Origin of the sequence: Pseudomonas sp. TAA207, from assembly GCF_001529285.1 — a bacterium.
Taxonomy (GTDB): Bacteria; Pseudomonadota; Gammaproteobacteria; order Pseudomonadales; family Pseudomonadaceae; genus Aquipseudomonas; species Aquipseudomonas weihenstephanensis.
Genome location: NZ_LLWJ01000064.1, coordinates 98,797 through 123,493 on the forward strand (window position 1 = coordinate 98,797; position 24,697 = coordinate 123,493).

Below are 24,697 nucleotides of genomic sequence, written 5' to 3' on the forward strand. Positions count from 1 at the left end.
GTACCTTGGCCAAGAGCGGCACGCCATGCGCACACGCCCCACGAATTCATTAGATAGAGCGACAGCAACCATGACCCAAGTAAAACTGACGACCAACCACGGCGACATCGTGATCGAACTGAACGCTGAAAAAGCGCCGATCACCGTAGCCAACTTCATCGAATACGTAAAAGCCGGCCACTACGAAAACACCATTTTCCACCGTGTCATCGGCAACTTCATGGTTCAAGGCGGCGGTTTCGAGCCTGGCATGAAAGAAAAGAAAGACAAGCGCCCAAGCATCCAGAACGAGGCTGACAACGGCCTGTCGAACGACAAATACACCGTTGCCATGGCCCGCACCATGGAGCCGCATTCGGCATCTGCCCAGTTCTTCATCAACGTGGCTGACAACAGCTTCTTGAACCACAGCGGCAAAAACGTTCAGGGCTGGGGTTATGCCGTATTCGGTAAAGTCACCGCAGGCCAAGACGTTGTCGACAAGATCAAAGGCGTGTCGACCACCTCCAAGGCCGGTCACCAGGATGTACCCGCAGACGACGTGATCCTCGAGAAAGCCGAGATCATTGAGTGATACTGCTGATTTCAGACTTGCATCTGGAAGAGGAGCGCCCGGACATTACCCGGGCGTTTCTGGATTTCCTGACCGGGCGTGCGCGCTCGGCACAGGCGCTGTACATTCTGGGTGATTTTTTTGAAGCCTGGATTGGCGACGACGCCATGACGCCCTATCAGCGCTCAATCTGTGAGGCACTGCGCGCCCTGAGCGACAGCGGCACACCGATTTTCCTGATGCACGGCAATCGTGATTTTCTGCTTGGCCAGACCTTTTGCAAGGCCGCTGGCTGCACCCTACTCAAAGATCCGAGCGTGGTAGATTTCTACGGCGAACGGGTATTGCTGATGCACGGCGACAGCTTGTGCACCCGCGACGAAGCTTACATGCGCCTGCGACGCTACCTGCGTAATCCTGTGACGCGCTGGGTTTTACGGCACCTGCCACTGAGCACCCGGCATAAACTGGCGCGCAAACTGCGCAGTGAAAGCCGCGCCCAGACCCGCATGAAAGCCAACGACATTGTCGATGTGACCCCCGAAGAAATCCCCCGAATCATGACCCAGTACGGCGTCCACACCTTGATTCATGGCCACACCCATCGCCCGGCGATTCACAAACTGCAAATCGGCGAGCACGCCGCCAAGCGCATTGTGCTCGGTGACTGGGACCGTCAAGGCTGGGTATTGCAAGTAGATGAGCAAGGCATGCAACTGATGCCGTTTGATTTTCAGCGGGCACTACCGCCCGCCGCTTGATCTCTGCAGGCACTGCCGACGGCTGCTAGCGTTCCAAAGATCGCAGCTGTCGGCAGCGCCTGCGGGCGGGTGACAAACGATTCATCAATGCCCGCTTGCCGCTGGCCCCGCCTTCGCTGCAAACGGTGGCTTGGCCAGCCACACGATCAGAATCAACCCCATAAACAGCCAGCCCATCATCGTGAAGTAGTCCACGGTGGAGAACATGTACGCCTGGCTGGTCAGAATTTGGTCCATTTGCGCATATGCCTTGGTGCTTGCACCGCCCAGATTTTCCAGCGCATGCCGGGTAACAGGGTCATAGGTGCTCATGCTTTCACTCATGTAGGCATGATGCTGATCGGCCCGACGAATCCAGATCCAGGTGGTCAGCGATGCGGCAAAGCTGCCGCCCAACGTACGCAGGAAGGTGGCCAGCCCTGCCCCGTCGGCGATCTGCTGTGGCGGTAAGTCCGACATCAAAATGCTCAGGGTCGGCATGAAAAACAGCGCGACACCAATCCCCATAAACAACTGCACCATCGCAATGTGCTGGAAGTCCACCTCATTGGTGAACTCGGCGCGCATAAAGCAGCTCAAGCCAATGGCTAAAAAGGCCAGACCGGCCAGCAGTCGCAAATCGAACTTGTGCGCGTACTTACCCACGAACGGCGACATTAATACCGGCAAGATACCAATCGGCGCCACCGCCAAACCGGCCCAGGTGGCGGTGTAGCCCATCTGCGTTTGCAACCATTGCGGCAAGATCAGGTTGATGCCGAAGAAACCGGCATAGCCCAACACCAGCACAATGGTGCCGATTCGAAAATTACGATGAGCGAACAGACGCAGATTGACGATCGGGTGCTTGTCAGTCATTTCCCAAATCACAAACGCCGCGAGCGCAACCACCGACAGCGCCGTGCCCAAGAGGATGAAGTTGGATTCGAACCAGTCCAGGTCATTGCCTTTATCCAGTACGATTTGCAGCGCGCCCACCCCAATGATCAGGGTGATCAACCCCACGTAATCCATAGGCTGACGAGTGATTACCACCGGCCGCGCCTTCAATTGCTGGCGAACGACCATCACCGCAAAGATGCCAATCGGGATGTTAATAAAGAAGATCCACGGCCAACTGTAACTGTCGGTGATCCAGCCGCCCAAAATCGGCCCCGCAATGGGCGCGACCACCGTGACCATGGCCAGCAATGCCAGTGCCATCCCCCGTTTCGCGGGTGGGTACACCGCGATAAGCAGGGTTTGCGTCATCGGATACAAAGGCCCGGCAACCAACCCTTGAAGCACCCGAAAGCCCACCAGCTCAGGCATTGAGGTGGAGATGCCGCATAAAAAGGAGGCCAGCACGAACAAAATCGTGGCCCACAGAAACAGCTTCACCTCGCCAAAGCGTCGGCTTAACCAGCCGGTCAGCGGCAAGGCAATCGCATTACTGACAGCAAAAGAAGTAATCACCCACGTGCCCTGCTCCGAACTCACGCCCAGGTTGCCGGAGATGGTCGGCAAGGCGACGTTGGCAATGGTGGTGTCGAGCACTTGCATAAAGGTCGCCAGCGACAGGCCAATGGTGGCGAACAGCAAGCTTGGCGGGGTAAATGACGCGTTTGTACTCATCGCAAATCCTTTAAAACAGGCGGCGCAGCCCCGCCAGTGCGACGGGGCTTATGGATTGGCGAATCAACGCGTAGCGGCAGAGTTGCCCGAGGCGGCACTGTTGCTGTCGATCAGGCGCGCAATCAGCGCCTCGGCATCCGCCAGTTGCTTGTCGTACACATTGGTGGTGAAGGTGGCTTTTTGCGGCGGCTGTTGCGCCAGCACCGGGCCACTTTGGTCACGCAGGTTCACGTCCACTACCGTCGACAACCCCACTCGCAATGGATGCTGTGCCAACTGATCGGCATTGATATGAATGCGTACCGGCACTCGCTGGACGATTTTGATCCAGTTGCCCGTCGCGTTTTGCGCAGGCAACAGCGCGAACGCGCTGCCCGTACCGGCGCCAATGCTGTCGATGGAGCCGCTGTATTTCACATCGCTGCCATAAATGTCCGACTCGATCTCAACCGGCTGACCAATGCGCATGTTGTGCAACTGGGTTTCCTTGAAGTTGGCGTCGATCCACAGCTGGTTCAGGGGAATCACCGCCATTAGCGCAGTGCCCGGCTGAACTCGCTGCCCCAGTTGCACAGTGCGTTTGGCCACATAGCCCGTGACGGGCGCAATCAACGTGGTGCGGGCGTGCTCCAGGTACGCTTGGCGCAACTGCGCGGCAGCAGCCAGAACGTCCGGGTGATTGGCGACCGCAGTGTTATCCACCAAAGCCGTGGTGGTATTAAGTTGTTGCTCGGCGTTACGCAGCGCACTTTGTGCGGACGCTAGATCGTCCCGCGCATGGGACAGCTCTTCCTGAGAAATCGCCCCGCCTGCCGCCAGACTCTTACGGCGACTGTAGTTATCTTGCGCTTTCTGTACGTCAGATTTTTGTGCCGCCACTTGAGCCTTCATGCCGTCCACATTGCTGAACAGGCCACGGACCTGACGCACCGTGCGCGCCAAGTTAGCCTCGGCACTTTGCAAGCCGACTTGCGAGTCGCTCGGGTCAAAATTGAGCAATACCTGGCCTTCGTGCACCAAATCGCCATCATCGGCGCCGATGCTCACCACCGTACCGGTGACCAAAGGTGTGATTTCAACCACGTTGCCATTCACGTAAGCGTCGTCGGTACTTTCTGTCCAGCGACCATACAGCTCATGCCAGGCCCACACGCCCACCACGGCGAGCACGACCAGCAGTGCCAGAGCGCCCAGCCAGAGTTTACGTTTGCGCGTATTGCCCGCGTCTTCGGTGTGTTGCGTTTCATTCGGTGTTTGCACAGTGGCCATGACGAGTACCTGAAATTATTCTGCCAGCGAGGCTTGGGAAGGAACGGCCAGCGCCGTGTGGGCGGGCTCAAAGCCGCCGCCCAGGGCCTGCATCAATTGAATTGAGAGGTCGATCTGTTGTGCATTCACGTCTGCCAACTGACGCTGGGCCTCAAGCAATTGCTGCTCAATACTCAGCACCTCCAGATAGTTGCCGACACCCGAGCCGTAACGCTGCAACACCGTGTCGTACGAGTTCTGTGCAATCTCGGTTGCCCGCTGCTGCGCGGTGATTTGTTGACCTGTAGCGCGCAACTGCCCAAGGGTGTCGCTGACATCGCCGAGCGCCCCCACCAACATTTTGTTGTACTGCGCGACCGCCAGATCGTAGTTCGCATCTTCGGCATCCAGCCCGGCCCGTAAACGCCCGCCGTCAAAAATGGGCAGCGATACCGCCGGTGCAATGTTGAAGAAACGACTGGCTGGACCGAACAGTGCATCCCCCAGTAATGACTGGGTGCCGGCAGCGGCCGTCAAGTTGAGGTTGGGATAAAAGCGGGTCTTGGCCGCCGCGATATGTTTATTGGCTGCTTCGACGCGCCAGCGGGCCGCCACCAAGTCCGGACGACGACCGAGCAAGTCCGCAGGCAAAATGCTTGGCAGCGCCACCGCGTTGGGGGTTAACACCGCGGGACGCGCAATCTCAGCGCCACGGTCAGGCCCTTTGCCCAACAGTACGGCCAGCGCAATACGTGCAGAACTGAGCTGCTTTTGGGCGTTGATCAACTGCTCTTCAGCGCTGGCCTCCAGGCTTTCGGTTTGCTGATACTGGTAGTGGCTGTCAATACCCGAATCCAGACGACGCTGGCTCAGGTCGAGCATTTTACGGGTGCGCTCAAGATCATCTTTGGACAGGTCACGCACACTGAACGCATGCCCTAAATGGCTGTAGGCGCGGGCCACATCACTGGCCAGGGTCAGGCGTGCAGCCTGAGCATCCACTTCAGCTGCGCGCGCCTCGCCCACTGCCGCTTCCCACGCATCACGCTGGCCGCCCCACAGATCGAAGGTGTAATTGAAAGTCAGATTGATGTCGCGCTCTGTGCTGTAACGTCCGCCTTGACCGCCGGGGTCTTGCGAGCGCGAGAGCCGCGAGCGCGTGACATCAGCACCGGCATCCAGCGTTGGCATGCGCTGCGCATGAGCGGCACTGGCAGCCGCGGCCGCCTGGTGAGTGCGCGCACTGGCCACCTGCATGTCCGGGCTATCGCGCAGGGCTTCTTGAATCAGGCCGTCTAATTGCGCATCGCCCAATCGCTTCCACCAGTCCTTTGCAGGCCAGGCGGCCGGGGTGGTGCGGGCGCCACTGAGCGTTTGCCCGGCCTTCAGATGATGGGCTTGAAGGCTGACGCCTTCGGTCGCAAGCCCCTGATAATTGGCGCAACCGGCCAGTACCATCGACGCAAATACCAGACCTAAGCCTGTACGCAAGGTTGTGTCGCTCATTTTCCACCTAAGCGCTGGACCGTGATCGCGTCACCGGCAGCCAGCAGTATTTTTTTCAGGATCTGTTCAAGTTGTTGCAGTTCTTGCGCAGTAATGGCGCCCGCCAACTGGTTCATGGCGTTGGCCCCGATTTCTGGCAACTGGTCGGCCAGGGCCTGGCCGTCAACGGTCAGCACGAGCCGTACTTGACGCCTGTCGGCCTCGGAGCGTTGGCGCATCAGCAGGTTTTTTTGCTCGAGACGATCCAGCATGCGGGTCATCGATCCACTGTCCACAGACAGGTGGCGACACAGCTCCGCCGGGGTATCGACGTCAAACTGCGCCATGATGATCAGCACTTTGAACTGCGCCGCGGTGATGCCGTAAGGCTCCATGTGGCGATCAATGATGCGATCTTTAAGCAACGCGGCTCGCCCCAGGAGCAAACCCAGGGTGCAATGTTGAAAGTTATCGGGATTGAAGTGCTTCATCAGGCCACCAGGAAGCTGCCTAGGCAGTAATGTTTCGAAATATTACTGTCTAGGCAGCTAATGTCAAGAATATAAATAGCTGGCTATCTATTTAAACTTGCAGGCGCGCCGACGCTGAGGCCAGATGGCCTCCTCATTCAGGAACACAATGGGTCTTGACCTAAAACGTAAAGCTGGTGCCGCAAGCGGCTTTTATGCCTGCGCAGGGACACCGCTGTGGAAACGAAACTCGACATCCGGGGTTTCGATCAGCGCTTGCTCTGCCGCTCTGACCCGCTCGATCACCAAGGCGATGTCTTTGGCATCGCCGTATTGATAAGCCAACTTCAAGTAGCCCTGAAAATGCCGGGCCTCACTTTTGAGCAAACCGAAGTAAAACTTGCCCAGTTCTTCATCTAAATGCGGCACCAGTGCTTCAAAACGCTCGCAACTGCGGGCCTCGATAAATGCCCCTACCACCAACGTATCCACCAGTTTCACAGGTTCGTGATTGCGCACCACTTTACGCAAACCCGAGGCGTAACGCCCTGCCGACAGTTGGCGCAGTTCGATCTTGCGCTTTTTCATCAACCGCATGACCTGCTCGTGATGCACCAGTTCTTCACGTGCAAGGCGCGACATCATATTGATCAGATCAACATGCGAGTGGTACTTGGCTATCAGGCTCAACGCGGTACTGGCCGCTTTGAATTCGCAATTTTTGTGGTCGATCAGCAAGGTGTCCTGATCCGCCAATGCAGCCTTGATCCAACCATCCGGGGTGCGACAGCCGAGAAACTCATGAATTTCAGGAAGAATCACGCGCACGCTCCCGACATAGGAGAGTTGCGCAACGGACCGGCAGTTTTCACAAGAATGGCTGACATGAGGCTCACAAGGGCTGGAGTTTCAAAAGCCGCCAATTATACGGGCCACACGCCGCAGCACCAGCCTGACGGGTTGATATGCATCAACACGCACTCAACCTGCGAGCAACTATAGTGGTTGCACTTATCTTTCAAGGAGCTTCGGCCATGCAAACAATCAACAAGCTGCTGGTGGTCATCGAACCTGAGTTAATGGAAAGCCTTGCACTGAAACGCGCCAAACAGATCGCCGAAAAAATTGGAGTGCCTCTGCATCTGTTGATTTGCGACAAAGAGAACAAACACAGCTCATTGCTCCACGTGGTTGTGGCCGCGTTAAAAACTGAAGGCTTTACCGTCACCAGCGAGTGCGCTTGGCATGAGAGCAAACACCAGACCATCATCCGTACACAGCAAGACAATAATTGCGATCTGGTGATCAAACAGCACCTTCCCGACAACCCCTTGAAAAAGCTGTTGCTCACGCCAGAAGACTGGAAGCTGCTGCGTTATTGCCCATCTCCCGTGTTACTGGCCAAAAAGGCGCAGGCCTGGGAAGGCGGGGTCGTATTGGCGGCCGTGGACGTAGGCAACGACGATGCCGATCACATGGAGCTGCACAAAAGCATTGTTGACTACGGTTTCAATATCGCCAATCTGGTGAAGGGCCGCTTTAACGTAGTCAGTGCTTTTCCGGCGCCGATGCTGGCAGCCGTCGAAGCCGCGTACCCGATTGAAACGGAATACGAAGCGATTTATCGCAAGGCCTGCGAAGGCTTCCAGGCGCTATACGACATCGAAAGCAGCCGTCTGCACGTCGAAGAAGGCCCGGCCGATGTGATTATCCCGCGGGTCGCCAAACAACTGGACGCCGCCGTAACCGTGATGGGCACTGTGGCACGGACCGGTTTTTCAGGCGCCTTGATCGGTAACACCGCAGAAGTGGTCATCGACACACTGGAAAGCGACATTTTGGTGCTCAAGCCTCAAGAAATGACCCGTCATCTGGAGAAGCTGGCGTCCAAACGCTGATTGTCGGTTAGCGGCCCAGCGCATCCTTCAGAAAACTGGGAGCGATGTAACGCTGATAATGAGCTTCGGACAGCAGGAAGAATTCCCGATCAATGGCATCACGCAGCTCGGGCAAGCTCCAGTCGCGAAACTCCGGCAACAGCACCATGCCATAGGCTTGCAGCTGATTGATGACCCGCGCCCCGCGGGCAATCAGCTGATAAGCCCAGCAATATTCAGACTGATGCGGCGCAAAGCGGATTTGGCGCGCCAGCATCTGAGCCCGCAGCGCGTGCGCGTCAAAGACCTCGACCTTGCCCGCCATCACCTGCACCAACAATTGCTCAAGCCTTAGCCAGACAGCCTGCTTTTCAGCGTCGCTGTAACCGTTCCAGTGGATCACTTCATGATGGAAACGCTTGCAACCACGGCACACCAGGTCGCCGTAAACCGTTGAGCACAGGCCGATACAAGGGGTCTTGATGGTTTGATTGGGCATAGCGAAATAGAGCACTGCAGAGCGAAACAGGCGCCCATGTTAGCCCTTTGTCTAACGCAGATCACCCCTCAACCTTCAGGGGCTAACTTACCTTTGGCGCATTTTTGCCGTAGAATCGGCCTGCCTTTTAAGGCGCCAATGTCCGTTAGAAGCTGTTTTCAAAGCGTCACGAGCACAGTTGATCCTGAAGAACGGTGTGGGTGATGGGTAATTGCCATGCAACTGCCCGCACCCACCAGCACCACCCCCACCGTTCCTAGGGCGTAAAACTTTGAAAACAGCTTCTGTTGGGAATCTCTGCAACTCTGGCTAAGCGGCCCAAAAAGCCCCGCAGCGCATGAGTGCCTGGCATTCCTGGATGAGCGTCCCGGACACCCATTTGGGACCAATGATGAGGGTAATAACTGTGCTTGAAGCCTACCGCAAACATATCGAAGAGCGCGCAGCACTGGGTATCGTTCCCCAGCCGCTTAACGCCGAACAAACCGCAGGCCTGGTTGAGCTGCTGAAAAACCCGCCAGCTGGCGAAGAAGAATTCCTCGTAGACCTGATCACCAACCGCATTCCACCGGGTGTTGACGAAGCCGCCTACGTAAAAGCCGGCTTCTTGGCCGCGATCGCCAAGGGCGAAGCGTCCTCCCCACTAATCAGCAAAAAGCGCGCTGTTGAACTGCTTGGCACCATGCAAGGCGGCTACAACATCGTGACGCTGGTTGACCTGCTGGACGACGCGGAGCTGGCACCGGTTGCCGCTGCGCAACTCAAGCACACCCTGCTGATGTTTGACGCCTTCCACGACGTCGCTGAAAAAGCCAAAAACGGCAATGCCCACGCTAAAGCAGTGGTGCAATCCTGGGCTGACGGCGAGTGGTTCAAGAACCGTCCAACCCTGGCTGACAAAATCAGCCTGCGCGTGTTCAAGGTGACTGGCGAGACCAACACCGACGACCTGTCGCCTGCTCCGGACGCCTGGTCGCGCCCAGACATCCCGCTGCACGCCCTGGCCATGTTGAAAATGGCTCGTGAAGGCATCGTGCCGGACGTTCAAGGTTCCATCGGTCCGATGAAGCAAATCGAAGAAATGCGCAATGCCGGCTTCCCGATTGCCTACGTCGGTGACGTAGTCGGTACCGGTTCGTCGCGTAAATCGGCCACCAACTCGGTGCTGTGGTTCTTCGGTGACGACGTTCCTTATGTACCGAACAAGCGTGCGGGCGGCTTCTGCTTCGGCAGCAAAATCGCTCCAATCTTCTACAACACCATGGAAGATGCGGGCGCACTGCCCATCGAATTCGATGTATCGAACATCAACATGGGCGACGTGATCGACCTGTACCCGCACGCTGGCAAAGTCTGCAAGCACGGTACCGATGAAGTCATCACCACCTTCGAAATGAAGACCCCGGTGCTGTTGGACGAAGTACGCGCTGGCGGCCGAATCCCGCTGATCATCGGCCGCGGCCTGACCGAAAAGGCACGCGCCGAATTGGGTCTGGGTCCTACCGACCTGTTCAAAAAGCCGGAAGCACCCATTGAAAGCACCAAGGGCTTCACCCTGGCGCAAAAAATGGTTGGCAAGGCCTGCGGCGTGACCGGCGTTCGCCCGGGCACTTACTGCGAACCGAAAATGACCACCGTGGGCTCTCAGGACACCACCGGTCCCATGACCCGTGACGAATTGAAAGACCTGGCGTGCCTGGGCTTCTCCGCAGATCTGGTGATGCAGTCGTTCTGCCACACCGCGGCGTATCCAAAGCCGATCGACGTGACCACCCACCACACCCTGCCTGACTTCATCATGACCCGCGGCGGCGTTTCTCTGCGTCCGGGCGACGGCATCATCCACAGCTGGTTGAACCGTATGCTGCTGCCGGACACCGTCGGCACCGGTGGCGACTCCCACACACGCTTCCCGATGGGCATTTCGTTCCCGGCAGGTTCGGGTCTGGTTGCATTCGCCGCTGCCACTGGCGTTATGCCACTGGACATGCCGGAATCGATCCTGGTGCGTTTCAAAGGCGAAATGCAGCCTGGCATCACCCTGCGCGACCTGGTTCACGCCATTCCTTACGTGGCCATCCAGAAAGGTCTGCTGACCGTCGAGAAGAAAGGCAAGATCAACGAATTCTCGGGTCGCATCCTGGAAATCGAAGGTCTGGACAACCTGAGCATCGAGCAAGCGTTCGAACTGTCCGACGCCTCGGCAGAACGTTCGGCGGCTGGCTGCACCATCAAGCTGTCCAAAGAGTCGATCACTGAATACCTGAACTCCAACATCACCCTGCTGCGCTGGATGATCGGTGAAGGTTACGGCGACGCACGTACCCTTGAACGTCGCGCTCAAGCGATGGAAGCCTGGGTAGCCGACCCACAACTGATGGAAGCCGATGCGGACGCCGAATACGCTGAAATCATCGAAATCGATCTGGCCGACATCAATGAGCCTGTGCTCTGCGCGCCAAACGACCCGGATGACGCCCGTCTGCTGTCCAGCGTTGCTGGCGAGAAGATCGACGAAGTGTTCATCGGTTCGTGCATGACCAACATCGGCCACTTCCGCGCGGCGGGCAAGTTGCTGGACAAGGTCAAAGGTCAGCTGCCAACCCGTCTGTGGCTGTCGCCGCCGACCAAAATGGACGCTCACCAACTGACCGAAGAAGGCTACTACGGCATCTACGGCAAAGCTGGCGCGCGCATGGAAATGCCGGGCTGCTCGCTGTGCATGGGTAACCAGGCACGTGTAGAGCCAAACTCGACCGTTGTATCGACCTCGACCCGTAACTTCCCCAACCGTCTGGGCGACGGTGCGAACGTTTACCTGGCTTCGGCCGAGTTGGCGTCGGTGGCTTCGATCTTGGGTCGCCTGCCTACCGTTGAGGAATACATGGCCTACGCGGCAGAGATCAACACCATGGCGGCGGACGTGTATCGCTACCTGAGCTTTGATCAGATCGCCGAATTCCGTGAAGCGGCAGCCAATGCCAACATCCCGGTTATTCAAGCGTAAGCTGATGCTGTAACGAAAAAGCCCCGACTCGTGAGAGCCGGGGCTTTTTCTTGCCTGCTAGAAAGCGGCGAACTACAACAGCGGCGCCACCACTTGCTGCTTGCGCGGCCAGGCGTCCAGCACCGCCTTGAACAACGTTGCCAGAGGGATGGCAAAAAATACGCCCCAGAAGCCCCACAGGCCGCCAAACAAAAGCACTGCGCAAATGATGGCCACCGGGTGCAGGCTCACCGCCTCGGAGAACAACAGCGGCACCAACACATTACCGTCCAGCGTCTGGATGATCCCGTAGACCGCCATCAAGTAGATGAACTGGTCACTCCAACCCCACTGAAACAGGGCAATCAGGCACACCGGCACAGTCACTACCACGGCTCCCACATAGGGGACCACCACCGAAACGCCCACCAGCAGCGCCAGCAACGCCGCGTAATTGAGGTCCATGACCACAAACGCAATGTAGGTCACGCCACCGCAAATAAAGATCTCGATCACCTTGCCGCGAATGTAATTGGCAATCTGGCGGTTCATATCGTGCGCCACACGGGTGATCAACGCCCGCTCACGCGGTAAATAGCCGCGCACCCAGCGACCGATCATGGCCCGGTCCTTGAGAAAGAAGAACACCAGAATCGGCACCAACACCAGGTAGATCATCATATTGACCAGCAGTGGCAGACTGGACAGCGAAAAGGTCAATGCCAATTGCCCGAACTTGCCGATTTCGCCGCGAGCCACTTCAATGGCTTGCAGCACCTGTTCATCCGACACCAAATGCGGATACCGCTCCGGCAACAGCAGCAACAATGACTGCCACTTCGCGAGCATGCCCGGCAACTCATTGAACAGAGTGATCAGTTGATGCCACAGCAGAGGCACCACCACCACGATAAACACCAGCAGCAGCCCCATGAATAATGCGAACACCAAGCCGACCGCCGCAGCACCCGGCACGTGCATACGCTCCAGGGCCACCACCAGGCCCTGCATCAGATACGCCAACACCATACCCGCCAGCACGGGGGCCAGCATGCCGCCCAAGGTCAGTACGGCCGTAAAGGCCAGTACCAACAACACGGCCAGCACCACGGCTTCCTCATCGGAGAAATAGCGCTGAACCCAATCACGCAACACTTTGAACATCACTATTCCTTGAAAGAAGGCAACACCAAGGCTCAGGCCTTGCGCAACCAGTAACGATAGACGCCTGCCGCATCCTCTTCGCGCAACATGGCATGCCCCGCCAAGCGCGCGAACGTACGGAAATCACGTTGCGATCCTGCATCCGTAGCAATGACTTTGAGCACCGCGCCACTGGCCAGACGATTGAGTTCCAACTTGGCCTTGAGCAGCGGTAACGGGCAATTCATACCGCTGGTGTCGAGTTCCACATCATGCTGCGGCACTTCAGTCATTTATTGCTCCTCAGGCGACCATTGCGCGATTTTTTAGCCGGCTAGAATACCCCAAGCCGAGCCACCTCTGGTCGCCAGCCAAGTGTGCAGCTACAGTAAGCGCTTTACTGACTAGAGCTTAGTGCATGACTTTTCTGCGCCCGACCCTGTTGACGCTCGCTTGTCTGCTCGCATCACCGAGTTTCGCCGACGATTTGCCGTCTCTGGGCGACGCCAGTTCGTCCATCGTATCGCCGCAGCAGGAGTATCAGCTGGGTCGTGCCTGGTTGAGCATGCTACGTGGTCAGGTCTCGCAGCTTAACGATCCACAACTCAAAGACTACGTTGAAACCAGTGTTTACAAGTTGGTGGAGACAAGCCAGGTCCAGGATCGGCGCCTGGAATTCATTCTGATCAACAGCCCGCAGCTCAACGCCTTTGCCGCGCCTGGCGGGATTATCGGGGTCAACGGCGGGCTCTTTCTCAACGCGCAGACCGAAGGCGAATACGCCTCGGTACTGGCCCACGAATTGGCTCACTTGTCGCAACGTCACTTCGCACGTGGCGTAGAAGCCCAGCAACGCATGCAAATGCCGATGATGGCCGCCTTACTCGCCGGGATTATCGTTGCCGCCGCAGGCGCTGGTGACGCAGGGATCGCCGCCATTGCTGGCACCCAGGCCGCCGCCATGCAAGAGCAGCGACGCTTTTCGCGGCAGAACGAACAAGAAGCAGACCGTATCGGCATTCTTAATCTGGAGAAAGCAGGCTACGACCCACGCTCCATGCCGACCATGTTTGAACGCCTGATGCGCCAATACCGTTTTGACGGACGTCCACCTGAGTTTTTGCTCACTCACCCGGTGACAGAATCGCGCATCGCCGACACCCGCAACCGCGCCGAGCAAGCCAAACTCGGCGGCACCGAAGACAGTCTGCGCTATCAACTGATCCGTGCCCGCGTCCAGCTCAACTACGAAGAAACCCCCGGCCTGGCCGCCAAGCGTTTTCGCGTCTTGCTCGATGAAAACCCGAAAAACGATGTCGCCCGCTATGGGTTGGCGATCGCCCAAATCAAAGGCAGCCAACTCAACGAAGCCCGTGAAAATCTAAAAGTACTGCTGGAAAAGTCGCCCAACGACATCACGTACAACCTGGCGCAAATTGAACTCGACATGGCCAGCAACCGGTTAGCCGAAGCCCAACAGCGTGTCGACCGGATGCGCACGCTGTATCCGGGTAACTATCCGCTCAATCAGGCGCGCGTCGACCTGCTGCTCAAGCAAAACCGCCCGGGCGAGGCTGACAAAGCACTCGAAGCACTGCTCAAAAGTCGCCCCGACGACCCGGACGTGTGGTACTCGGTAGCAGAAACCCGGGGGCTGTCGGGCAACATCATCGGCTTGCACCAGGCGCGTGCTGAATACTTCGCATTGGTGGGGGATTATCGGCAGGCACTGCAACAGCTGGAGTTCGCAAAAAAACTCACCAACAACTTCCAGCTGTCATCGCGCATTGATGCCCGTCAACGCGATTTGCTCGATCAAGAAAGAGCCATCAAGGAAATGATGAACTGACAACGCCCGCCCCTCCCCACTGCGGGTGAGGGCAAGCTGTCATCGGGCCTGTCAGGCATTACCCGCCAGTTTCAAACGCGCTGCCTGGGTGAAGTCCAGCATACGTTTGAGCGGGCGAACGGCGTGGGGCACCAGCGCCGGATCAACAAAGATCTCGTTGGTGCCCTTTTGCAGGCACTCCAACGTACGCTCTAGCGTATTCATGGCCATCCACGGGCAATGCGCGCAACTGCGACACGCAGCGCCGTTGCCAGCCGTAGGGGCTTCGATGAAGACCTTGTCGGGGCACAACTGCTGCATTTTGTAAAAAATGCCGCGATCGGTGGCCACGATAAACGTCTTGTTGGGCAGGTTCTGCGCCGCTGCGATCAATTGGCTGGTCGAGCCAACAGCGTCTGCCAGGTCGATGACCGACTCAGGCGACTCCGGGTGAACCAGAATGGCCGCATCCGGGTACAACGCTTTCATGTCTTCAAGCTGCTTGGACTTGAACTCTTCATGGACAATGCACGCACCGTCCCACAGCAACATATCGGCACCTGTCTGACGCTGGATGTAGCGCCCCAAGTGTTTGTCCGGCCCCCAGATAATCGTCTCGCCGTTATCCATCAGGCTTTCGACGATTTCCAGCGCACAGCTTGAGGTGACGACCCAATCCGCGCGCGCCTTAACGGCGGCCGACGTGTTGGCATACACCACCACCGTGCGCTCAGGGTGCTTGTCGCAAAATGCTGAAAAAGCCTCCACCGGGCAGCCTAAGTCCAGCGAGCAGGTCGCTTCGAGCGTGGGCATTAGCACGCGCTTTTCAGGGGTGAGAATTTTTGCGGTTTCACCCATAAAGCGCACACCGGCGACCAGCACGGTTTTAGCCGGATGTGCAGCGCCGAATCGAGCCATTTCAAGGGAGTCGGAAACGCAGCCACCCGTCTCTTCTGCCAGCGCCTGAATCACAGGGTCGCAATAGAAATGGGCAACCAGCACCGCATCTTGAGCCTTGAGTTCGGCAGCAATTGCTGCACGCAACGTCGCTTCTTCAGCCTGGGTCAAGGCTTTGGGTTGCTTGGCGTCAAGGTGGGCTTGAATCAGAAAACGTTCAGAGATGTGCGTCATGTTCGCAAGACCTGCAAGCGCTTATGCGCGAAAGTCGAGTGTACCACCGGCTCCGGACCGTCAAGTCCCGCCGGGAGAATGTGTGTTATCAGGCACGGGCAAGCTATTCAGCGCGCCAAGGCTACAGAATATGCTTGAGATTCAAAAGTTTAATGTTTCAGGCAGGACGCCAGAAAGCGATTTCATGGATTACCAACCCCGCAGCCTGCCAGTGACGGGCTGCGGGCATCCCCTCTTTTATTTCAGCGCTTCAAGCACCAGATCAGCAACCGGCCCGCCTGATGCCGGGTTTTGACCGGTAATCAACCGCCCGTCAGCAATTGCATAGGCCGCCCACGGTTCGCTGGCTTTCTCGTACAGCGCACCGCGCTTCACCAACTCAGTCTCGGTCAGGTACGGCACGAACTCGGCCAACCCCGCCAACTGCTCTTCCTCATTGGAAAAACCAGTCACCTTTTTACCCTTGATTAGCAGCTCGCCGTCGGACAGCAGGATGTTAAGCAGCCCTACCGCTCCATGACACACCGAAGACACAACGCCACCCGCCTCATAAATCTCACGACTGATGGTTTGCAGGGCTACGTTGTCCGGGAAATCCCAAATCACCCCGTGACCACCCGCGTAATAAATAGCCGCGTAGACCTCAGGCTTGATGTCTTCTGGCTTGAGCGTCGCCCCCAACCGATTCATGAACGCTTTGTCGTGATACCACTGCCAATCGATATCGGCTGCCATGTCCTTGGCCAAACTGTGCGGATCAATAGGGGTGTAACCGCCCTGCGGGCTGACGTAATCCACCGTGTAGCCCGCCGCCTCAACCTTGTGTACGAAATGCACTGCCTCGCCCAACCACAATCCCGTTGCGCGCGGCAGATTCGGGTATTTCTCGACACTGGTCAGTACCACCAAAATCTTCTTGCTCATCGTAAACCTCCTGTTGATGTCGGATGTGTTCCAAGCCCTAGCCGAACGCTATTGCTTTGGCTACACACAGTCACAAATGGTTCAGCCCGGGATTGGGCTGTGAGCATAGACCACCTCACACCAGGGTCGTGTCCGGCTTGACCGTCAGGGCAGAGCCCCCGCGAGAATGAAATATTTGTTAGTTGTCCAGTGCCACAGCCGCGCAGACCATAACCCCCAGACACCGACCGTCACATGACGCACGCTCAAGGGGAAACCTGTTCCATGCAGCAAAAAAAAGGCTCAACACAGCACCACGTCATACAGTCCCTGCGCAACCTGGGCGCACACACCGCCTGCGCCTGCGCATTCACCCTTGTCACCTTAAGTGGCGCTTACGCGGCTACACCCGCGACTGACAGCATCAAAGCGTACAAATTGTGTACAGGTGCGGACAACGCCTCACACGTATTAGAAGGAACGATTGACCCAAGTACGCGCAACGACGTGACGGCCATTCATTTCAAGTCGACGGCCGCCCATGCCTCTTATGGCTGGCACAACGACCCTGAGCCGCAGTACGTGATGACCTTGTCAGGCACGCTGGCCTTCGCCACCCGCGGCGGCGAAACATTCACGCTGCATCCCGGTGAGGTGCTGGTGGCCGAAGACAACACAGGCACCGGACATCGCTGGCACATGGTCGACGATCAGCCCTGGCGGCGCGGGTATGTAGTCTTGAAGCAGGGGGCACCCGATTCATTTATCCCCAATGACCCCGTTGCGGCGAAAGCGTGCAAGCCCCTGTAGTTTCTCCACCCTGAACCCGGCAGATGGGCCGTGCAGTAGATGTACACGGACCTGTTATCCAGAGCGATTAAGTACTCGCTGAGCGTTTACGAAATCAGCGCGCCTGATACTGGTCACATCCGCCTCCCATAACGGATTTAACGGCACGTGATATCCGCTGTTTTTCGCTTGCTGAATTAGCTCGGCCATCTGCTGACGGTCCTCAATCACACACATTTCGTCAAACCCCTCAAGCTTGACGGGCAAGAAGAACGTGGCCGGATAGTTGGCAGCGGCCTCACTCGCCGGACTACCGGAGTCTGCGTTGTGATGAACCACGCGCTCCCCCGTACCAACCAAAGCCGCGTTGATCACAGGAATCATCTCAGCGATACGGCGCGTGGCATTACCGATCTCAGAACATTCCTTGCGATAAAAATTGCTGGCACTTGCATAAGCCTGACGCAGTTCGGGCGCCAGATTTTTAGGGCGTGAATCGGTTGTGCGATCGATGTATCCATCAATGCGAGCCCTGAACAGACCGTGCGCTATATCCTGAACCGGCAGGTTATCTTGCGTCCCAAGATCGCTTAAATGAGGCCCGACCAGATGCAAGTCATAGTCAGCCGTCAGCGCCTTGCCCCCGGCTGTTTTTGCCAGTACTTCCAGCGGTTTTCCTTGCTGGCTGATCTGATATAAACCCTGCGCTGCGTCCACTGCCGGTGCGGCTTCGAACAGGTAACGCTCACCACTGGGCGCTTTTGCGCTAAACCTGATGCAACCCTCGGCATTCGCAGCCTGCATGTCGGTAATCAGATCACCGGCCAACAACGTGTGCAGGCGCTCTCTGGAAACCACCAGTGGGATGGCAACGGCGTGACCGTTTTCTATGCATTCACGCGTCTGCCCGTTGAATTTTTCAATACGCGCAGGGTCCGACGCCCGACACCCTTCTAGCTTGCTGAACGCTTGATCGACACAGATCATCCCGGCCTGAGGCCCCCAATTGGCGCTCTTGCCTTTGATGTGGAAATCTTTGGTGGGGTGCCCCTCCTCGATCAGCCCTGTCGCCACGGCTTCAACCGGGCGAATGCCAATAATGCAGTTGTGCTCTTTCGCAATGCTCTGCAAGGGCACCAAGTGACTGGCCACAATGCCAGTACGATGCTGAACTTTTTCCAGGAGCAACAACATCCGCGCGGCATCAGATTCAGGTCTGGCGGTGCAGACTTCTTGCTCTTTTAACCGGCTCAGCGATTGAAGGCTGGAGCCACAGGGCCGAATAGCACTTAGCGAGGAGATACTCATTCCTGACTCCGGATAATGAACGTATACACACGTTAGTACCCCCAAAGCGCACAACGGCTCCCGCCGATCTCCCCCCAATTGAATCAGCCCGTATCAAACGTGACGCACGCGACAACCCGCCATGCCGCGATCACGCCAAATCGCGGGCACAAAAAAGCCGGTTAATCCTTAGGATTAGACCGGCTGTTTTGGTGTAGCGATATGGTGGGTCGTGTGGGATTCGAACCTACGACCAATTGGTTAAAAGCCAACTGCTCTACCAACTGAGCTAACGACCCGCTTCGTTGTGGGACGTATAATACTGATTTTTAACGAGAATTCAACACCCGATTAAAAATAAATACCAAATAAATCAAAAATAGCGGGTTGGGTCTTTAATTCCGGCCGCTGCAAAGCCTTCTGCGCGCAAGCGGCAGCTGTCACATTTACCGCATGCACGCCCCTGACCATCAGCCTGGTAGCAAGAAACCGTCAACGAGTAATCGACGCCCAGCTTTACTCCGGCCTGTACGATTTGTGCCTTACTCATATTTTGCAGAGGCGCTTGAATCTTGAAGCCCTGCCCCTCCACACCTGCCTTAGTCGCCAGGTTGGCCATCACTTCGAAGGCCTCAACAAACTCAGGTCGGCAATCCGGGTAGCCCGAATAATCCACCGCATTGACGCCGATGAAGATGTCGCGTGCGCTCAGCACTTCTGCCCAGCCCAGCGCCAATGACAGGAATACCGTGTTTCGCGCCGGCACATAAGTCACCGGAATGCCTTCGCTTGGCGCCTCAGGCACATCGATAGAGCTGTCCGTCAGCGCTGAACCGCCAATGCCGTCCAGGCTCAGGCCGATGACCTTGTGCTCAATGGCTCCCAAGTCGCGCGCAACCCGAGCGGCAGCGTCCAGTTCAGCACGATGGCGCTGCCCGTAATCAAAGCTCATGGTGTAGCAGCTATACCCTTCGGCACGCGCCATCGCTACGACGGTCGCAGAATCAAGACCGCCCGACAGCAGGATTACCGCTCTTTTTTCAGTGGCTAACGATTGTTCAGTCATTTCAGCGCCCCGGCTCATCATTCCATAGATATTTGTGCAACTGCATCTGCAAGCGCACAGGCAAGTTATCCGCCACGATCCAGTCAGCCAGATCGCGCGCAGGCAAATCGTGGTGGCTCGGAGAGAACAACACCTCACCGGCACGCCGCTCCAAACCGTACTCAATCAACTTGGAGACCGCCCAGTCGTAGTCGTCGCGCGAACAGATCACAAATTTGACCTGATCATTACGCGTCAACAGGGCGATATTGTCATAGAGATTGCGATGGGACTCTTTAGAGTCCGGGGTTTTCAAGTCGAGGACGCGGCTGACACGCGGATCGACAGCTGATATGTCCAGCGCACCACTGGTCTCGATAGAGACCTCGTAGCCAGCATCACAAAGCTGCTTGAGAAGTGGAATCGCGTTGGGTTGAGCCAACGGCTCACCACCGGTCACGCAAACGTAACGCGCACGAAAACCAGCGACTTGCTCAAGGATGCTGTCGAGGGAGCGCACAGTGCCACCACTGAAGGCATAAGCGCTGTCGCAGTAGCCGCATCGCAAAGGGCAGCCAGTGAGACGTACAAAAACGGTGGGCAAGCCAGCCGTTCGCGTTTCACCCTGTAACGAGTAAAAAACTTCGGTAATTCTTAATGTGTCTTGCATATCCGCCACGGGCGTAACAGCTAAACAGGCTGTCCGCCTCCGTCAGGCACTCCAAAGAATCTGCCTGCGCAGGACTCAGAAGAGCGTATTTCATAAAAGGGCGTGGATTCTAACGAAAAAACCCGCGACAGGCGCGGGTTTCTCGATGAAAGCTTGGTGGACTCACATACGCTGCAAATCGCGTTGAGCCAACTGCGCAGCGGATGTGCCCGGATACTGGGCCACCACTTGCTGCAAAATGCCTTTGACTTTGTCGGTATGCCCCAAGCGGCGCTCTACATCAGCCAGCTTGTACAACGAGTCCGGCACTTTGCCATGCTTTGGATACAACTGACTGACTTTGGCAAACGCCTGACCGGCAGCTTGCAAATCGCCCTTGGCCAAGTTCACTTCACCCAACCAGTACTGAGCATTGCCCGCGTATTGGCTGTTTGGGTATTTGCGCAGAAAAGCAGTAAATGCCTGACTGGCTTTATCGAAATCCTTGGCCTTGATCAAATCGAAAGCCGCATCGTAATAGAGCTTTTCTTTCGCCGGATCAGCAGGTTCAGTACTTGCAGCCACCTGAGGTGCAGGCGCTGCGGTATTGCCGGCGGCATTGGTTGCGCCACCAGCAGAAGAATTATCAGGCGTGGCAGCAGGAGCAATGCCAGCACCAATACGCCGATCAAGTTCCTGGTATCGCTCCAGGCTTTCTTGCTTCATGCGCGATACATCATTTTGCAGAACCTCAATCACACCTTGCTGGCGTGCTATCTGTTCCTGCATTTGTTGCAACTGGTTGAACAGCTCGCCCTGTGCCGAGACAGGGGCCGAAACCCCTCCCCCGGCATAGGCGCCGCTCGCACCGTAACCCGTTGACGGATAACTCCCCCCGCTATTGTTATAGCCAGAATTGTCATCGACCACAGGAACCGCAGCCCAGGCCGCAAGCGGCATGAGGCTGAGAGTCAGAATAGTTACAGCGCGGCGGCACGTTCGCATGACGAATTACTTACGCAGTTCGACGCGACGGTTTTGAGCCCACGACTGTTCGTCGTTGCCAGTAGCGATTGGACGCTCTTTACCGTAGGACACCAGCTCCAGCTGTGCTGGGGAAACACCTTGCAGTACCAGGTAGCGTTGAACGGCTTTCGCACGACGCTCGCCCAGAGCCATGTTGTACTCACGAGTACCACGGGCGTCAGTGTTACCTTCCAGAACAACGCGAGCGCCGTTAGCTTTCAGGTCTTTTGCGTGAACGTCCAGAGCGCGCATTGCTTCTGGTTTCAGGTCCGAACTGTCGTATTCGAAGTAGAAAACAGTGATCGCGCGCAGAGCAGCTTCTTCACTCAGGGAGCCATCAACAGCGCCTGTGTTTGCGCCGTAACCAGCGTTTGGATCAACAGCAGCGCCTTCACCGGCATTGTCGCCGCCTTTGGACGAGCAACCTACAGCTACAGCCATGGCCAGTGCCAGCGCAGCAAATTTACCAAACTTCAGCATTTCCATCGTAAAACTCCTAATGAACCCCAAGTGTTAAGTGCAACGTAAAGCTATCACCACGTCAGTTCAGGTAAGGGGACCAGGAAGGTTCTCTGACTTCGCCTTGAGCGGTAGGAAGAGGGAGCCTTACGCGTCCGTTAATGGACACGAGCATCAAGACTCCCCGGCCCTGCTGGCGGGTGGCGTAGATTACCATGGTGCCGTTGGGTGCAACAGTAGCTGACTCATCAAGGTTGGTATCTGTAAGGATTTTTACACTTCCGCGCTGCAAATCTTGCGCTGCAACTCGGAAATTAGTGAATCCGTCCTGACGATGAATCATTACCAGGGTCTTTTCATCAGCCGAAAGCTTCGGACTGGCGTTGTAGTTCCCGATAAATGTCACACGCTCTGCATTACCGCTACCGACTGTGGTTTTGTAGATTTGCGGTTTACCGCCACGGTCAGAGGTGAAGTAGATGGTAGACCCATCCTTACCCCAGAACGGTTCGGTATCGATAGCAGGGCTGTTAGTCACACGCGTCAGTTGGCGGGAAGCCAGGTCCATCACGTAGATTTCAGCGTTGCCATCTTTGGACAACACAAACGCCAGCTTCGAACCGTCCGGCGACCATGCAGGCGCACCATTCAAGCCTTCAAAGTTGGTAATTTGCTCACGACGACCGGTATCAATGTTCTGCATAAAGATACGCGGGCGTTTCTGTTCGAACGATACATAAGCAATACGCTTGCCGTCCGGCGCAAAACGTGGCGACAGGATAGGTTCACGCGATTGCAACAACGTCACCGCGCGAGCGCCGTCGTAGTCGGAGCGCTGCAAGGTGTAACGGGTATTGGTGGCACTGGCACGCTCAGCGGTCACATAAAGCAGACGCGTCGAGAATGCACCTTTAATACCAGTCAGTTTTTCAAACGACTGATCGGAGATGTAGTGCGCCATGTCACGCAACTGTTCGGCGGTGCCCGAAACGCTGCCCGTCAACACTGGCTGCTCGGTAGCCACGTTGAACAAGGCATATTGCACCTGCAGGCGCCCGCCCGCCGGGACAATGTTACCGACCATAACGTACTGGGCACCCAGCGCTTTCCAGTCACGGAAAATGACTTCGCTGGCCTGGGCGGGCAAGCTGATCATGTTCTGCTTTGGAATCGGCGCGTAATAACCCGAGTTGCGCAGGTCGTTGCCGATAATTTCAGCCATGTCATCCGGCAGAACAGCCCCGCCCTGCCAACCAAACGGAACCACCGCAATCGGGGTTGCCCGGTCGCTACCACTGGTGACCAGAATGTTCTTCTCTTCAGCCATCGCCATCCCTGCAAAGCAGCAGACGACGACTAGCAGTCCTCGAAAAAAGTTAATCACAAGGCTAGATCCTCAGGTGTGAATGTCATCTTGAATGATCGATAAGGATTAAATTCGCTGGGTTTCAAACCCTGCATCTCCGTTAAACGGCCAATGTTCTTGACCGCCGCCACAGCAGAGCTGTCGAAAGGCCCGTCACCACTGGATTTGGCAACCGTCACTGACGTTACCGTGCCATCTGGCAACATGCCGATTTGCAGAACCACTGTCATGTTCTTGCGAGCCGATGGTGGGCGCGCCCAACCCTCTGCTGCCCGGGCACGAATCAGGTCATCAAAACTACCGGCGACCTCATCGCCCTGCTCCTCTGCCAAGGCTTGTTGACGTTGCGGCGTGTCGGAAAGCAAATCTGCCAAGGCTTGCGCCTTTTTCTCTTCGGTCGATTTACGCGCGGCTTCTACTGCCTTTTTCTTGGCAGCATCAGCTGACGCCTTTTTCTTCGCATCTTCGGCGGCTTTCTTTTTCGCCTCGTCTGCTACGGCCTTTTTCTTGGCATCTTCAGCCGCTTTCTTCTTCGCATCTTCGACAATCTTTTTCTTGGCGTCTTCGGCGGCCTTTTTCTTCGCCTCTTCTTCAGCGGCTTTTTTGGCCTCTTCCTCAGATTTCTTCTTGGCTATATCAGCCAGTTTTTTCTCTTCAGCCTTTTTAGCGTCGGTGGCCTTTTTAGCATCGTCAGCTTTTTTGGCTTCATCGGCCTTTTTAGCTTCATCAGCCTTTTTGGCTTCACTCGCCTTGGCTTCGTCCGCCTTCTTGGCCTCAGCTGCTTTTTCGGCAGCCTCTTCTTTCTTTTGTTCCGCCGCTTTTACCGCCTCTTGCTCAACCTTTTTCTGCTCCATCTGCTCAGCTTCGGTCTGACGCGCGGCAGATTTCTTGGCCTCACCCGCAATCTTTTGATTGGTCTGGGTGGTTGCCTGACTCTTGGACTTCAGTTGATACAAGGTCGCTTGAACAATCGGCTTGGACGGTGGCAACTCCGGTGTCATGGCAAAACTGGCGAAGAGCATGCCAAAAATCAGGACGTGCAGTGCCACCGCCCACACTGTAGGCCAAAAAAAGTTTTCAGAGGCGGACGGCTCCCGCTGTTCGCGCATCAGGGAGCCTCGGTTATCAAGCCAACGTTACCGACCCCGGCTTTCTGCAAGCCGCCCATGGCACCCATCACCGCGCCATAGTCCACGGTCTTGTCACCCCGAATGAAGACTTGAGTATGCTTTCCGCCTTCGTTACCGGCGCGGATGATTTTAGTCACCGCATCCGTCATCTGCGGCAAGGTCATGGCCTTGTCCATCTGCTTTTCGGTATCAACTTCGCTGCCAAGGTTCCAGAAATAGGTCTTGTCAGCCTTGATCGAAATAGTCAAAACCTGAGTGTTGTTGTCTTGCGGCAAGGCCTCGCTGGAGACCTTGGGCAAATCCACTTTCACACCCTGGTTAAGCATGGGCGCAGTCACCATGAAAATGACCAGCAGTACCAGCATCACGTCGATGTATGGCACAACGTTCATCTCGGCGACCGGCTTGCGCTTTTTGCGAGCTCGAGCGATTAAAGCCATTGGGAATT

24 protein-coding genes and 1 tRNA gene are annotated in these 24,697 nt (G+C 56.6%); 6 read left to right on the forward strand and 19 right to left on the reverse strand.

Annotated elements, in window-relative coordinates; genetic code table 11:
- The first annotated feature begins 70 nt into the window (after positions 1-70).
- On the forward strand, positions 71-574 hold the full coding sequence (locus AP059_RS10485) for a peptidylprolyl isomerase (protein ID WP_048363591.1): 504 nt from the start codon (positions 71-73) through the stop codon (positions 572-574).
- Complete coding sequence (lpxH, locus tag AP059_RS10490) at positions 571-1,314, forward strand: UDP-2,3-diacylglucosamine diphosphatase (RefSeq protein ID WP_059763136.1); 744 nt, start codon at positions 571-573, stop codon at positions 1,312-1,314. Before AP059_RS10485 ends, lpxH begins: the two co-directional genes overlap by 4 nt.
- Before the next feature lie 84 nt (positions 1,315-1,398).
- On the opposite strand, the gene AP059_RS10495 is transcribed toward lpxH, so the two are convergent.
- From AP059_RS10495 to AP059_RS10515, 5 genes are all read right to left on the reverse strand, one after another.
- Positions 1,399-2,928, reverse strand: coding sequence for a DHA2 family efflux MFS transporter permease subunit (locus AP059_RS10495; protein WP_059763137.1), 1,530 nt, complete (start codon positions 2,926-2,928; stop codon positions 1,399-1,401).
- A 63-nt stretch (positions 2,929-2,991) separates the two neighbouring features.
- Complete coding sequence (locus AP059_RS10500; protein WP_059763138.1) at positions 2,992-4,197, reverse strand: HlyD family secretion protein; 1,206 nt, start codon at positions 4,195-4,197, stop codon at positions 2,992-2,994.
- Between the two features lie 15 nt (positions 4,198-4,212).
- Positions 4,213-5,682 (reverse strand): efflux transporter outer membrane subunit, encoded by a 1,470-nt coding sequence (locus AP059_RS10505; protein WP_059763139.1) that lies wholly within the window; start codon positions 5,680-5,682, stop codon positions 4,213-4,215.
- Positions 5,679-6,152 carry a MarR family winged helix-turn-helix transcriptional regulator gene (locus tag AP059_RS10510; protein ID WP_048363586.1) on the reverse strand — a complete coding sequence of 158 codons (474 nt, stop codon included), beginning with the start codon at positions 6,150-6,152 and terminating at the stop codon, positions 5,679-5,681. The genes AP059_RS10505 and AP059_RS10510 overlap by 4 nt, the downstream gene beginning before the upstream one ends.
- Positions 6,153-6,344: 192 nt before the next feature.
- Positions 6,345-6,953, reverse strand: a complete 609-nt coding sequence (locus AP059_RS10515) for a tRNA-(ms[2]io[6]A)-hydroxylase (protein WP_059763140.1) — start codon at positions 6,951-6,953, stop codon at positions 6,345-6,347.
- A gap of 212 nt (positions 6,954-7,165) precedes the next feature.
- Here AP059_RS10515 and AP059_RS10520 point away from each other — a divergent pair, with 212 nt between their 5' ends.
- Positions 7,166-8,029: a universal stress protein gene (locus AP059_RS10520; RefSeq protein ID WP_059763141.1), complete on the forward strand. Its 864-nt coding sequence runs from the start codon at positions 7,166-7,168 to the stop codon at positions 8,027-8,029.
- A gap of 7 nt (positions 8,030-8,036) precedes the next feature.
- On the opposite strand, the gene AP059_RS10525 is transcribed toward AP059_RS10520, so the two are convergent.
- Positions 8,037-8,507, reverse strand: a complete 471-nt coding sequence (locus tag AP059_RS10525) for a DUF1289 domain-containing protein (protein WP_059763142.1) — start codon at positions 8,505-8,507, stop codon at positions 8,037-8,039.
- 406 nt (positions 8,508-8,913) lie between these two features.
- Between AP059_RS10525 and acnB the strand changes: the two genes are divergently transcribed.
- On the forward strand, positions 8,914-11,514 hold the full coding sequence (gene acnB / locus AP059_RS10530; RefSeq protein ID WP_059763143.1) for a bifunctional aconitate hydratase 2/2-methylisocitrate dehydratase: 2,601 nt from the start codon (positions 8,914-8,916) through the stop codon (positions 11,512-11,514).
- Positions 11,515-11,586: 72 nt separating this feature from the next.
- Here acnB and AP059_RS10535 read toward each other — a convergent pair whose 3' ends face one another.
- Both AP059_RS10535 and AP059_RS10540 read right to left on the reverse strand, forming a co-directional pair.
- A complete protein-coding gene (locus tag AP059_RS10535) occupies positions 11,587-12,657 on the reverse strand; it encodes an AI-2E family transporter (protein ID WP_059763144.1) in 1,071 nt (356 codons plus the stop codon).
- A 32-nt stretch (positions 12,658-12,689) separates the two neighbouring features.
- On the reverse strand, positions 12,690-12,929 hold the full coding sequence (locus tag AP059_RS10540) for a sulfurtransferase TusA family protein (RefSeq protein ID WP_048363580.1): 240 nt from the start codon (positions 12,927-12,929) through the stop codon (positions 12,690-12,692).
- 125 nt (positions 12,930-13,054) lie between these two features.
- Between AP059_RS10540 and AP059_RS10545 the strand changes: the two genes are divergently transcribed.
- The gene (locus tag AP059_RS10545; RefSeq protein ID WP_059763145.1) at positions 13,055-14,485 is read left to right on the forward strand and encodes a M48 family metalloprotease; all 1,431 of its coding nucleotides are present in this window, start codon (positions 13,055-13,057) and stop codon (positions 14,483-14,485) included.
- A 51-nt stretch (positions 14,486-14,536) separates the two neighbouring features.
- Here the strand turns inward: AP059_RS10545 and nadA are convergent, their stop codons facing one another.
- Positions 14,537-15,595 (reverse strand): quinolinate synthase NadA, encoded by a 1,059-nt coding sequence (nadA, locus tag AP059_RS10550; RefSeq protein WP_048363578.1) that lies wholly within the window; start codon positions 15,593-15,595, stop codon positions 14,537-14,539.
- Between the two features lie 237 nt (positions 15,596-15,832).
- A complete protein-coding gene (locus AP059_RS10555; RefSeq protein WP_059763146.1) occupies positions 15,833-16,519 on the reverse strand; it encodes a type 1 glutamine amidotransferase domain-containing protein in 687 nt (228 codons plus the stop codon).
- Between the two features lie 264 nt (positions 16,520-16,783).
- On the opposite strand from AP059_RS10555, the gene AP059_RS10560 reads away from it, so the two are divergent.
- Entirely contained in the window at positions 16,784-17,308 is a 525-nt protein-coding gene (locus AP059_RS10560; protein WP_059763147.1) for a cupin domain-containing protein, read from the forward strand.
- Positions 17,309-17,362: 54 nt separating this feature from the next.
- Here AP059_RS10560 and AP059_RS10565 read toward each other — a convergent pair whose 3' ends face one another.
- The 9 genes from AP059_RS10565 to tolR all read right to left on the reverse strand — a co-directional run bounded on the left by AP059_RS10565 (position 17,363) and on the right by tolR (position 24,680).
- Complete coding sequence (locus AP059_RS10565) at positions 17,363-18,595, reverse strand: CyaA/EF/ExoY family adenylyl cyclase toxin (protein WP_256209806.1); 1,233 nt, start codon at positions 18,593-18,595, stop codon at positions 17,363-17,365.
- A gap of 202 nt (positions 18,596-18,797) precedes the next feature.
- Positions 18,798-18,873, reverse strand: a tRNA-Lys gene (locus tag AP059_RS10570).
- Between the two features lie 74 nt (positions 18,874-18,947).
- The gene (queC, locus tag AP059_RS10575) at positions 18,948-19,640 is read right to left on the reverse strand and encodes a 7-cyano-7-deazaguanine synthase QueC (protein ID WP_048363701.1); all 693 of its coding nucleotides are present in this window, start codon (positions 19,638-19,640) and stop codon (positions 18,948-18,950) included.
- 1 nt (position 19,641) lies between these two features.
- Positions 19,642-20,289 (reverse strand): 7-carboxy-7-deazaguanine synthase QueE, encoded by a 648-nt coding sequence (gene queE / locus AP059_RS10580; RefSeq protein ID WP_059763149.1) that lies wholly within the window; start codon positions 20,287-20,289, stop codon positions 19,642-19,644.
- A gap of 162 nt (positions 20,290-20,451) precedes the next feature.
- Positions 20,452-21,273, reverse strand: coding sequence for a tol-pal system protein YbgF (gene ybgF, locus AP059_RS10585; protein WP_048363574.1), 822 nt, complete (start codon positions 21,271-21,273; stop codon positions 20,452-20,454).
- A gap of 6 nt (positions 21,274-21,279) precedes the next feature.
- Complete coding sequence (gene pal, locus AP059_RS10590) at positions 21,280-21,780, reverse strand: peptidoglycan-associated lipoprotein Pal (RefSeq protein WP_003441254.1); 501 nt, start codon at positions 21,778-21,780, stop codon at positions 21,280-21,282.
- Between the two features lie 55 nt (positions 21,781-21,835).
- Positions 21,836-23,086: a Tol-Pal system beta propeller repeat protein TolB gene (gene tolB, locus AP059_RS10595; RefSeq protein WP_238938449.1), complete on the reverse strand. Its 1,251-nt coding sequence runs from the start codon at positions 23,084-23,086 to the stop codon at positions 21,836-21,838.
- A 47-nt stretch (positions 23,087-23,133) separates the two neighbouring features.
- Entirely contained in the window at positions 23,134-24,228 is a 1,095-nt protein-coding gene (gene tolA, locus AP059_RS10600) for a cell envelope integrity protein TolA (protein ID WP_048363572.1), read from the reverse strand.
- Positions 24,228-24,680, reverse strand: a complete 453-nt coding sequence (gene tolR / locus AP059_RS10605; protein ID WP_162207799.1) for a protein TolR — start codon at positions 24,678-24,680, stop codon at positions 24,228-24,230. The genes tolA and tolR overlap by 1 nt, the downstream gene beginning before the upstream one ends.
- Positions 24,681-24,697: the final 17 nt, after the last annotated feature.